Annotated in this window: 9 protein-coding genes; 7 read left to right on the forward strand and 2 right to left on the reverse strand. The window is 35.4% G+C overall.

Features of this window, described 5'->3' with window-relative positions:
- The first annotated feature begins 2 nt into the window (after nucleotides 1-2).
- On the forward strand, nucleotides 3-1,094 hold the full coding sequence (locus tag ACERII_RS13755; RefSeq protein WP_373643027.1) for an ABC transporter permease: 1,092 nt from the start codon (nucleotides 3-5) through the stop codon (nucleotides 1,092-1,094).
- Between the two features lie 132 nt (nucleotides 1,095-1,226).
- On the opposite strand, the gene ACERII_RS13760 is transcribed toward ACERII_RS13755, so the two are convergent.
- Both ACERII_RS13760 and ACERII_RS13765 read right to left on the reverse strand, forming a co-directional pair.
- Complete coding sequence (locus ACERII_RS13760) at nucleotides 1,227-2,279, reverse strand: iron-containing alcohol dehydrogenase family protein (protein WP_373643028.1); 1,053 nt, start codon at nucleotides 2,277-2,279, stop codon at nucleotides 1,227-1,229.
- Nucleotides 2,280-2,633: 354 nt separating this feature from the next.
- A complete protein-coding gene (locus tag ACERII_RS13765) occupies nucleotides 2,634-4,289 on the reverse strand; it encodes a M20/M25/M40 family metallo-hydrolase (RefSeq protein WP_373643029.1) in 1,656 nt (551 codons plus the stop codon).
- 688 nt (nucleotides 4,290-4,977) lie between these two features.
- Between ACERII_RS13765 and ACERII_RS13770 the strand changes: the two genes are divergently transcribed.
- From ACERII_RS13770 to ACERII_RS13795, 6 genes are all read left to right on the forward strand, one after another.
- Nucleotides 4,978-6,273, forward strand: a complete 1,296-nt coding sequence (locus tag ACERII_RS13770; RefSeq protein ID WP_373643030.1) for an extracellular solute-binding protein — start codon at nucleotides 4,978-4,980, stop codon at nucleotides 6,271-6,273.
- Nucleotides 6,274-6,405: 132 nt separating this feature from the next.
- Nucleotides 6,406-7,332: a carbohydrate ABC transporter permease gene (locus tag ACERII_RS13775; RefSeq protein ID WP_373643031.1), complete on the forward strand. Its 927-nt coding sequence runs from the start codon at nucleotides 6,406-6,408 to the stop codon at nucleotides 7,330-7,332.
- A 12-nt stretch (nucleotides 7,333-7,344) separates the two neighbouring features.
- Complete coding sequence (locus tag ACERII_RS13780) at nucleotides 7,345-8,190, forward strand: carbohydrate ABC transporter permease (protein ID WP_373643034.1); 846 nt, start codon at nucleotides 7,345-7,347, stop codon at nucleotides 8,188-8,190.
- Between the two features lie 213 nt (nucleotides 8,191-8,403).
- Nucleotides 8,404-9,444, forward strand: coding sequence for a LacI family DNA-binding transcriptional regulator (locus ACERII_RS13785; protein WP_373643035.1), 1,041 nt, complete (start codon nucleotides 8,404-8,406; stop codon nucleotides 9,442-9,444).
- A 195-nt stretch (nucleotides 9,445-9,639) separates the two neighbouring features.
- On the forward strand, nucleotides 9,640-10,983 hold the full coding sequence (locus ACERII_RS13790; RefSeq protein ID WP_373643036.1) for a GH1 family beta-glucosidase: 1,344 nt from the start codon (nucleotides 9,640-9,642) through the stop codon (nucleotides 10,981-10,983).
- Between the two features lie 490 nt (nucleotides 10,984-11,473).
- Entirely contained in the window at nucleotides 11,474-11,734 is a 261-nt protein-coding gene (locus ACERII_RS13795; protein WP_373643037.1) for a stage VI sporulation protein F, read from the forward strand.
- Nucleotides 11,735-11,888 lie beyond the last annotated feature (154 nt).

The following is an 11,888-nucleotide window of genomic DNA, read 5'->3' on the forward strand; positions in this document are numbered from 1 at the left end:
AAATGAAATCAGTGTTTTTGTTACAATTGCAAAGATTGCGTAGGGCACCTATAACGACCGTAACCTTTTTCATCTTAACCATTGCCTTTGTATATATGTTAGCTGGGGGAGAATCGCAAGGAAAGATGTCTATTTTAACTTTTACTGATTATCTATTGTCGGAAGAGATAGCGGAAGAGTGGATAGAAAGGTTAAATGCTTCAGAGGCATTTGAATTCCAATTAGTTGAAGAAACAGTTGCAAGAGAAACTGTTAGTAGTGGTAACGCAAGCTTAGCTGTTAAGCTTATGGAGAGTGATTACCGATTATTGGTTGCTACAGATGATCCTAATCGATATGTGTTAGAAGGATATGTTAAGCAAGTATTTAGTGAAGAAATTCAAATACGAGAGTTAGAGAAGCTTGGGGTGAGTCACGAAACTGTGAATAGTTACTTACAATCAGGTCCTCTTAATTTGGATACTACTTCTTTGGAAGGGGAAAGTGGATCTTTTGAATATGATGAACAACTTCAAATTTTATTCGGTATGACACTGTATTTTTCCATCTATACTATTATGTTTAATCTGATGAATGTCGCAGAAGAAAAACGCTTAGGAACGTGGAGCCGCCTTATTGTATCACCTATTCGTAAATGGCAATTATATTTAGGGCATTTACTTTACTGTTTTTTAATTGGCTATGTTCAAATTGTTATCGTCTTTCTCCTTTTTAAGTATGTATTCGCTTATGATTTAGGAAACAATTTTGGTTACATTCTCCTTGTAATTGCTAGTTATACCTTTGCAATTGTTGCATTAGGAATGTTGATAATCGGTGTAGTGAAATCAACACAACACCTTCAAGCAATAATCCCAATAGTTGCAACATCTATGGCAATGTTAGGGGGAGCATTTTGGCCAATTGAAATTGTTACAAATCAAATGTTAATCACTATTTCTCAAGGTATGCCTATTTTATATGGAGTAGAGGCTTTGAAGGGGGTAGCAATGTATAATTACGGCTTGTTTGAGTTAGGAGAGACCCTTTCAATTATGATATTGTTTGGAGTCATATGTATGGGAATAGGGATAAACTTGATGGAACGAAGATAAGCAACGGAATATATCAGTAGTTTGGATATGATGGCACTGAAAACACAGTGAAGTTCACTTCTCTTGTTCCAGTGCCTATAGCATATTCACTAGGCTTTTGTTGGAGGCATCCATTTCAGTTTCGTTGGTGTGTTAATGTAAGATCTCTTGAAGTAAAATGTCCTCCTCAATAAACTTCCATGCAACTTTACGATATTGTTCTTCATGTAAAAACGTATAACGATCTGGTTTTATGGAGGGTCCTATTTCTATTGCATTCTTAAATTCCGATTTTTTTAACCCAATTCCTTTTACATATTGAAAAAATCCAGTTCGATTTAATACTTTATAAATTCGCTCCGCTCTGTGCTGTTGCACGTTTGCCATAATATAGGTTGCTACTCCCACTTGAATGCCGTGCATTTCTGGTTTACATGATATTTTATCTAGCGCGTGAGAGATAAGGTGCTCAGATCCACTGATAGGGGCACTGTTGCCACTTATCACAGTGGCTATCCCTCCCATCGTAGCTGAACTCACCAACTCTTTTAGTAAAATTGGATTTTTAATATCATCCATTGGTGTTCTGATGAAGCTATTGACTCCTTTTTTGCTAAGCATTAACGCAAATGCGTTCACAGCTGAAGCACCATGTTTTTCTTCAAATTCCCAATCTGTAAGCGCGGTAATATTGGATAATAAGTCTCCAATACCAGCTAAAATAAATTTTGCTGGTGCCTTCTGAATAATATCTAGGTCCGCAATAATACCATAGGGAACCTTTGCAGGAACGGTTGTCTTTTTCCCATTCACATGGATAGAACAGTTACTGCTGGCAAACCCATCGTTAGAAGCGGATGTAGGAATACTTATAAACGGACTTCTTCTGGCAAATGCTATATACTTTCCATAATCAATTACAGCGCCACCTCCCATTGATATAACAACATCATATCGATCCATTTCAAACGCTTTTTTTATGAGGTCATTTATATCCAAATTCGCTTGTAACTTCATTGTTTCAATAGGTATGGATGTTATGGAAGCCTTTAATGAATCATGATAGTGTTGAAAGGTAAAGTCATCGAATAAAAGGACCGCATTGGAAAACTGATGCTTCTTCAATATATAGTGTAATTGATATACAGCACCATTATTTATCTTTAAAATAGATGGTATGGGAATACTGGTCATGGAATGATTCATCTGGACATAACCCCTAACAATAATAATTTTAGTCAAATCTTTAAAGATGATTCTTTATGAACTTTCATGTTATAACATACATGTAACATTGAATGGTGTCCAATGTAAAACTGATATATATAGATTTAAACAAATAAATATTATCATGTACAGAAGTATGAGATTAATTTGATCATTTTGTGAAACAAAGCAAAAGATCTTTGTTTTTGTTGAAAAACAAAGGAGGCTTTACTAAGTAGACTTAAAAAGTGCCAGTGAAAACATCACTGACACTTGGGTTCTTTATACATATTTAGTACTAAATTTATTTATTGTTCATTAAGATTACCAATAGATTTTCTGGATTTCTGTAATTTATTTTGAAGATAGTAGAAATTGAATTACAAGATTCGTTAAGTTCGGAACAACTTCTAGTGAATAATCCAGTTCCATTCGCTCAAATTGCTTATGCGCATCAAACCCGTATGGTCCGATATTTATAACAGGAACATTAATATCACGAATATCACTATATTCAACATAATGCTTTGTACCCCATCCAGGATTGTTTTGTGATACCGCATTTATTCCTCCTTCATCATCACTTAGAGCAACAAAACTCATATCAGAGATGTATGGAAAGAAATTCCGAACGACAATAGGATGTTGATAAGTTGGTTGTATTTTCTCAACTGCATGCTCAAGAGCTTCAATTAAATTTTTCTCACGTGTATTTTTCCCTGAAACATCAATTCTAGGAGAGTAGAGAGAAGAATAAAACACGATGATTGCTGGACTTCGGTCACTCATCCATTTCCATGCTTCCTCTACAACTCTGGCAGCAAACATTCTAGTATCAAGTTCTTTATTTAATAATAATACGTTTTTAAATTTTTCCATATGGTGAGTGTAACTCTCACCATGTTCGTCGACTAGTAGTTGATCCATTTCTTCGTATGTCATTACTCTTGATTTCCAAGGTGCTTCTACATAAGGTTGATCACTTGCTACACTGAATGCTTTGTATCTATTTTTGAACGTAGTTAGAGCGTTATTGAAAGCAATTTCAGCTTGTACTTTTAGTTTCTCTAGTACCTCTTTTGGAGACCATGAATGAATAAAAAAGTTGAAATATACATAAGCAGCTAAAGCAGTTTGTACTGTATACGATGGCTTTAAATCTGTTTGTTTTAATGACACAGGTGGAACAGTCGTTTCGCCAAACGCTTCATTACAAAGCTCAGGATTGTAGCTAATTTGTCTGGTTAACTCGGCGGCGATAAAGTTTGGATCAATTCCTTCAAAGGCAGAACCAACATGAGTTTCTGCACCTATAATAAAAAAGGATGGGAGAAGCTTACCGACAGTTCCTTTATAAATATAACGATTTTCATCTCCTTCGAATCGAGGTGATACAAAATCAGCATTGATTGCCCCTATATACTCAAAATTATGTTCTTCTCGAAGTTGTTTTAACTCTTTTAGAGCGGACAAAATACCATGTGATCCATCTTCTTCGTCACATTCTACTACGACAACGAGATTCCCCTCTAATTCTTCTGGGTGTTCCGAGTAATAATTTAGAAGATATAAGTGACTAGCAATGCCACTTTTCATATCTAATACGCCTCTACCAAATAAGTAGTTTTCAGACTGAAGATGTTCGTGAACGGTAGGTGGAAGATCTTCTGAGTGAAGTGACTCCATTAGCACTTCTGGAAAACAAGCTTTATCCTTTAATTGATTGTAATCTTCAATACCAACCGTATCCAAGTGCCCCATTAAGACAATTGTTTTGTTGCTTGGTTTTTTCGTTCCTTTTACAAATGCGATAACGTTATACCTCTCCTGATCATCATTTATTGTTTGCTGTTTTATAATATGATCTGGATTTTCCTTAAAGTATGGATAAGAAGAAAGTAGTGTATGGATAGCAGAACTAATTTCTTTTTCCCCTTCCGTATTAACAATACTTTCAATATTTACGAGTTGGTTCGTTAAGAATAAAACTTCATCACGACAATATAACATAAAAAAACTCCTTTATGATAAAATTCACCAAATTGTCGGGGACCTGGTCCCTGACAGTTTGGTGAATTTTTTATATATTAGATTACAATAATATCTATTAATTGATATATTATAGATTTTACCATTAGTCAAGGTTGAAGTAGCTATTCGGATGGAATCATAGAAACTCAGAGGAGTAATAAATATGAGTACTAATAAATAACTACACAACAAATTGCAGCTTCAACAGAAGAGCAAACGGCAGCAAGGGAAGAAGTTTCTTTTGCATCGGTCAGTCTTGCTGAAATGGCTCAAGTATTATGGGAGCCTTGCGCTTTTCTTAAAAAAATAAAGAATTTTAAAAAAATAGTTGCCTTTGGCAAGATTTGGAGTTATGATTATCACGAAAGCGGTTTCTGGAAAAAGGAACATAAATCTAACTTCACATAGTCTTCGTACAATATTACTCTTCTAGTACTTACATAATTTTATAATCATTCCTTTAATCTTTCTATTATTTTATTACACACACTTTAGTAAGCGTTTACAAAAGAAACGGTTATTATATTTTTCGGAAGTTTAAGAAACCGGTTTCGTTGTTTGTTTCATTATTTGTTTCAGTCTCTTTTAAAGGAGGTGGTCCACACGTATCAGAGTATTTCCGCAAGTTTGCATGTCTAACCAAATTATTAAAGGGGGAAAAATGATCATGTCACTAAAAAAGTTTTACTCATTTTTGTTAGTAATATCGATTGTTTTCATGATGGCAGCATGCAGTAATAATGAAGATGCAAGTGGTAATAATGATGGTAGTGGTGGCGGTAGTGGAGAAAAAGTCGAGCTTGATTTCTGGGTTTTTGGTAGCACTGGATACGGAGATTTAATTGAAGAGTATAAAGATGTGGCACCGAATGTGACTATTAAGCTGAACGAAGGAGAAATGAATGATGTTCATAGTAATTTATTCACTTCGATATCAGCTGGTAATGGTGCGCCTGATATCGCAATGATTGAAGTAAGTGAGGTAGCTAAATTCTTAGAGGCTAGTGAACGTTTTTATAACTTAAATGATTATGGAGCTGAGGGAGTTGGTGGTAACTTCTTAGATTGGAAATGGCAACAAGCACAAAGTGTTGATGGATCATTTCAGTTAGGATTACCGACAGATATAGGTCCAACTACGATGTTCTATCGTACGGACGTCATGGAAGAAGCTGGTTTACCGATAGATCCGGATGCACTTGCAGGTGAAATAAATACATGGGATGCATTCTATGAAGCTGCTAAAACGATTAAAGAGAAAACAGGTAAACCAATTGCAGATAGTCCTACATTAGTTTTCAACGCCATCAGAGACCAACAACCACAGCAATACTTTAATGAAGATGATGAATTAATTATAGAGGATACAGTAAAGGAAGCTTATGACTTTACTACGAAAATGCTTCAAGAAGGACTTATAGGTCAAAACTCTCTTTGGACTCCAGAATGGGGAAGTGCTATGAATGATGGTACGTATGCAATTTTGCCAGGTGCTCCTGGTTGGATGATAGGAGTAGTAAAAGGAAACGCTCCAGATGCAAGTGGTAAATGGTCTTTAACTACTATTCCAGAAGGTGGAGGAAACTGGGGAGGTTCTTTCTTAACTGTTCCAAAAGAGTCAAAGCATCCACAAGAAGCATATGATTTTATCGCTTGGCTAACAGCTCCTGAGCAACAATTGAAATCTTTCCACGGGATGGGACTATTCCCGTCTGCTCCTAGTGTATATGAAGATGCTGATTTCATAGCTACAACAGATGAATATTTCAGTGGGTCTGAAACTGCTAGAATTTTAGCAGAAGCAGCCGAATCTGTAGTTCCAGTTTACATGGGTGTCAACTATGGAACTGTTAATACGGAACTTGAAACTGCGATTATGAACGTAGCGATAGAAGGAGCAGACCCACAATCGGAGTGGGATGCAGCAGTACAACGAATTGAGCAGCAATTAAGTAGACAATAAGAATGAGGAAGAAGGTGTGTTATAAAGAGTCTAGTAACCTTTTGACACACCTTCGAAATTAGAGGGTTACTGAAAAAGTAATTATATGACTCTTTCGGTGATCTTAAATTAAAAGAAGGGAGAGAAGGGGAAGTGGCACAGTTACAAGTAAAAAAACATCCATATGCTCCAAAACGATCATCCCTAAGTGAAAAGAAAAAAGATGCTATCAATGGATATTTGTATATTTCTCCATTTTTTCTTTTGTTTTCAATATTTGGATTATTCCCCATTCTGTTTAGCTTTTATCTGGGATTTCAAAAATGGAATGGTTTAGGGGAAATGGAATATGTAGGATTTCTAAATTTTAAATTAATATTATCCGATCCTCTTTTCTGGAAAGCTCTATCGAATACGATGATCATGTGGCTGTTAGGAACATTGCCACAGTTAATTATAGGAATTATTTTGGCATACGCATTAAATTCAGTTTTGATTAAATTTAAAAGTATCTTTCGTGTATCTATTTTTATGCCTTACGTAACCTCGACAGTAGCAGTAGCAATTGTTTTTGGGATTATGTTTAATAATCAGGAGTTTGGGTTGTTTAATGCAATACTAGGTATTTTTGATGTTGGACCCATTAGCTGGGGCACCTCTGAATGGGGAGTGAAGGTTGCAATTTCTACAATGGTTTTTTGGCGTTGGGTAGGGTATAACACGATCATTTACTTAGCAGGTCTTCAAGCCATCCCTAATGAACTGTACGAAGCTTCTGTCATTGATGGAGCTACAATACGGCAAAAAATACAGTATATTACGATTCCTCTTCTTAGACCTATTATCATATTTACAGTCTTTACGTCTACAATAGGAGCTCTTCAGTTATTTACAGAACCGTTAATATTTATTGGTAGAACGTACCGCCAGGAAGGGATTACAGTAGTTCTTTACTTATATAGAGAGGCGTTCACAAACATGGCGTTTGGACCAGCTTCGGCTACTGCAATCATATTATTCCTGATCATTATTGTGATTTCGTCCATTAACGTATTTGTTGCAAATAGAATTGCTCGATAGGAGGTATTGCATATGAGTGAAATGAAAATATCTAAAAAGTTTTCTTTATCAAAACTGTTGGTTTATTTGTTACTCGCTATGGCAGCCTTCCTATCTATCTTTCCGTTATACTGGATGTTTGTCATGGCGACGAACCATAACAGTGCTATAAATAGTGTTCCCCCTGCAATGATACCGGGTCAACAATTAGTTACGAACTTTACAAATGTAATAAATACAATCGATTTCTTTGGTGCTATCTGGAATTCTGTCATTGTTGCTTCACTAGCTACATTAGGAACATTATTCTTATGCTCTCTAGCAGGATTTGCTTTTGCAAAATTACATTTTAAAGGGAAAGAATTTTTCTTTATTTTTATTTTAGTAACAATGATGATCCCACCACAATTAGGGTTAATTCCACAATACATTATTATTACGAGATTAGGCTGGTTGAATGATTTAAGAGCGATTATTGTACCAGGGATTATTGATGCATTCGGTATATTTTGGATGAGACAATATATTAGCAGTAATGTTCCAGATGAATTAGTAGAAGCTGCTAAAATAGATGGCTGTTCTACATTTCGAGTCTATTGGAACATATCTGTTCCAGTGATTATACCAGCCTTTGCAACACTAGCTATCATTAAATTTATGTATATTTGGAACGACTTTCTATGGCCACTTGTAGTACTTAGAGATCAATCATCACATACGATACAAGTTGCATTACGTGGATTAATTGACAACTATGTGCGCGACAATGGTATGATTTTATCAGGAACATTTTGGGCAACTGTACCATTAATCATTGTATTCTTGTTGTTAAACCGATTATTTATCTCTAGTTTGACAGAAGGCGCGGTGAAAAGTTAGTTTGCTCAAAGGTTAGCAGATAGTTTAGATTGTTGAACTTATGTCTAGTAACAGAACTTACTCGCTTAAGGTCCATAACCTGTTCCATTAAAAGTAAATGATCACACTTGTTATCGATAGAACATTTGCTTATGTCGGGATACAGGATGTCGACATGATGCCGTGTGCTTTTCTTATTAGTATATGAAAGTATTTATGATAGAAGGGATAAAAATGAAGCTTACTATACGAGATATTGCTAGAATGGCAGGGGTTTCTCCATCTACCGTTTCAAAAATTATTAATAATTATGGTGAGATAGGGAGCAGTACAAAGGATAAGGTTAATAAAATAATAGAAGAAACAGGTTATAAACCGACCTTTTCAGCGAAAGCATTGGCGACGAAGAAGTCAAATTTGATTGGTATTATATATGCAGGAAAAGTGAATGTAAATTTAAATCATCCATTTTTCAATGAAGTCATGAATCATTTTAAGAGAACGGTTGGAAATCTTGGTTATGATTTGCTTATTTTTAGTAATGAAAATTTCAATTTGAATCTGGAAAACTATCTTGATAGGGCTAGGCATTTTCATGTGGATGGCTGTTTAATTATTGCAGGGGAAGAAATCCAGTCTGCAATCTATGAATTAGACCAGAGTGATATTCCCTGTGTTGGCGTAGATATTCAATTAACTGGAAAAAAATCAACGTATGTTATGACAGATAATGAGAAAATATCAGCTAATGTAATTGAATATCTCTATATGAATTCCATCCGAGATATTGGATATATAGGTGGGAAAAAGGACTCTCCTATTGCCCAAATGAGATTAAAAGGGTTTATATATAGTATGAATCGTTTTGGTTTTACTATACGAGACGAATGGATACATTACGGGGATTTCTTTGAGGAGAGTGGATACAATGCAATGTATCAAATGCTAGAAACTGGGGCATATCCAACTGCGGTATATGCAGCATCGGATATGATGGCTTTAGGTGCTATACAAGCAATTCGTGCAAAAGGGTTAAAAGTGCCGCAAGATATAAGAGTAATCGGCTGTGATGATATTGAAGCATGTCGGTTTAGCGAACCAAAATTAACTACGGTAAAGCAAGATAAGGAAAAGATAGGAAGACTTGCAGGTCACATGCTGCATGATTTAATAACTAAAGATATGGAAGTAAAATCAATACTTGTAGATCCTGAATTGATTCTTCGAGAATCGTGTGGGGCTAAGCAGAAAGAGAGCTTGGATCTGTACAAATGAGATCTCTTTTTAGACATAATAATCTCTTCGGCTCTATGCCGGAAACATGTGTCTCTACTGATTCGAAGGAGATTTTCATTTGCTATCTTCGAAACAATTTATTAACACATGAAGTAGGTACTTTAGTGAATTCTAATGTTGAAGCAGGTTAATTTACGTGTATGAGAGATAATAGTACGTATAGGAGGATTTTTCATGGCGATTATTCAATTTCCAAAAGATATAAAGTGGGGAGCAGCAACAGCTTCTTATCAAATTGAAGGGGCAGCTGAAGAAGATGGAAGAGGTCCGTCAATCTGGGATACGTTTTCGAAAACGCCAGGTAAGGTTTTAAATGGTGATAATGGAGATGTGGCGTGTGATAGTTATCATAGATACGAAGAAGATATAGAATTATTAAAGGAACTTGGTGTCGATGTTTATCGCTTTTCTGTAGCTTGGCCACGTATTTTTCCAAATGGAACAGGTGAAATAAATAAGAAAGGTATTGAATTCTACCACAAGTTTGTTGATACATTACTTGAAAGTGGAATCGAACCCATGTGCACGCTTTATCATTGGGATTTACCTCAAGCACTACAAGAGGAAGGCGGTTGGAATAATCGAGCAACAATCGATGCATTCGTTCAGTATGCAGAGGTCATGTTTCGAGAGTTTTCCGGAAAAATAAAATACTGGATCACACTAAATGAACCATGGTGCACATCCTTTTTGTCTAATTTTATAGGGGCACACGCTCCAGGAAATACTGATTTACAGTTGGCCACTAATATATCGCATCACTTACTCATTGCCCATGGAAGAGCTGTTCAGAAGTTTAGAGAACTTGATATAGATGGAGAAATTGGATTTGCTCCCAATACTACTTGGATGGAGCCATTTAGTAACAAAGAGGAAGATATAGATGCTTGCCGTCGAGAAGTAGCTTGGTTTGTGGAATGGTTCATGGATCCAGTTTTTAAAGGAGAATATCCTAAATTTATGATTGATTGGTTTAAGAATAAAGGGATTACTTTGCCCCTTGAGGATGGTGATTTAGAGGAAATTCATCAACCAATCGATTTTCTTGGAATTAATTATTATACTGGTGATGTTTGCCGCCATAAAGAAAATAATGGACTGTTTGATTCAGAAACTGTTGATATGGGATTAGACCGAACAGATATTAATTGGCCAATATATCCTGACGGGTTTTATCATGTATTAACCTATGTAAAGGAACGCTATGGAAATTTACCCATCTATATTACGGAAAATGGATCTTGTTACAATGAAGAGCCAGTAGACGGAAGTGTGAAAGATACTGGAAGAATTCAGTACCTACAAAAACACTTAACATCCTTAAGTCGTGCTATTGAATCTGGAGTAAATATTCAAGGATATTTAACTTGGTCTTTATTAGATAATTTTGAGTGGGCCGAAGGGTATAGTAAGAGATTTGGAATTGTGTTTGTAGACTTTCATACGCTTGAGAGGACGAAGAAAGATAGCTACTATTGGTTTAAACAAACAATAGCCAATAACAGGTTTGAGGTGTAGAATGTAGCTACTTGCTCCTAAACATGAAACCATCTTCAAAAGGGTAACAGATTTACTTGAGGTGCAAACAAGCTATTCACAAGCAAAAACACATGCGATTTTTCACAGGAAAAAATCACATGTGTTTTTTTGGTGTTAAGCGTAAACTATATTTTTTGACTGTGGATAACTAGTTGTGTCATGGAAAACAAGCTTAGCCTTAGAACTAGCTTCAATTATCTTTGAGGAATGGCTTTTGGCATATTATCAATTAATCAGGAAGCATGAGAGCACTATTTGGCTTATCAAGGTGATCAGAAAACTGGTACACCGACAATAAGTTAGGTGGTGTTTTTTCTTTTTTTTTTTAAAGTATATCTATTTTGGACATGCACCTAATCAAAATTAGATTCACTAGCATATAGTGACAATAAGTCTTAGAGTGGCTATTTTAGTAAAGAAGGTTGCTTTGTTCTATGAATTTTAGGTTAGTTAGGGAAGGAGGTTTATCATGAGCTTTGATAAGCTTTTTAAAAATATAGAAAAATCATCTGGTGTAAACATGCAGGATGTTTTTAAATTAGCAGATTCCGTTAAACATGCTAATTTCAAAGACGAGAAAACTGTAAGAGAAATTATTCAAAAAGTATCTGCCATTGCGAATAAACCTGTACCAAAAGAAAAGGAAGATGAGTTAGTAAAGACAATTACAAGCGATCCTAAGTCGATAAATATGGATAAAATTACAAAGATGATAAATAAAAAGAAATAGTGATCTTAAACTGCCTGACCTCTGTGTTGGGCTCTTTTATTATTTGAGGTTAGAAAAGACTTAGATATTCACAGTGATACCAACTCAACCATACAACCAAAACACATCTACTTTATCATTTAAACTAAACTTAGTAACCATAAAAAAAACTTAG

Source organism: Evansella sp. AB-rgal1 (assembly GCF_041820985.1).
Taxonomy (GTDB): Bacteria; Bacillota; Bacilli; order Bacillales; family Salisediminibacteriaceae; genus Evansella.

What these genes read in the sequence shown, in the direction of transcription:
- ACERII_RS13755 (WP_373643027.1), top strand. Translation starts at nt 3, where the DNA reads ATGAAATCAGTGTTTTTGTTACAATTGCAAAGATTGCGTAGGGCACCT.
- ACERII_RS13760 (WP_373643028.1), bottom strand. Translation starts at nt 2,279, where the DNA reads ATGAATCATTCCATGACCAGTATTCCCATACCATCTATTTTAAAGATA.
- ACERII_RS13765 (WP_373643029.1), bottom strand. Translation starts at nt 4,289, where the DNA reads ATGTTATATTGTCGTGATGAAGTTTTATTCTTAACGAACCAACTCGTA.
- ACERII_RS13770 (WP_373643030.1), top strand. Translation starts at nt 4,978, where the DNA reads ATGTCACTAAAAAAGTTTTACTCATTTTTGTTAGTAATATCGATTGTT.
- ACERII_RS13780 (WP_373643034.1), top strand. Translation starts at nt 7,345, where the DNA reads ATGAGTGAAATGAAAATATCTAAAAAGTTTTCTTTATCAAAACTGTTG.
- ACERII_RS13785 (WP_373643035.1), top strand. Translation starts at nt 8,404, where the DNA reads ATGAAGCTTACTATACGAGATATTGCTAGAATGGCAGGGGTTTCTCCA.
- ACERII_RS13790 (WP_373643036.1), top strand. Translation starts at nt 9,640, where the DNA reads ATGGCGATTATTCAATTTCCAAAAGATATAAAGTGGGGAGCAGCAACA.
- ACERII_RS13795 (WP_373643037.1), top strand. Translation starts at nt 11,474, where the DNA reads ATGAGCTTTGATAAGCTTTTTAAAAATATAGAAAAATCATCTGGTGTA.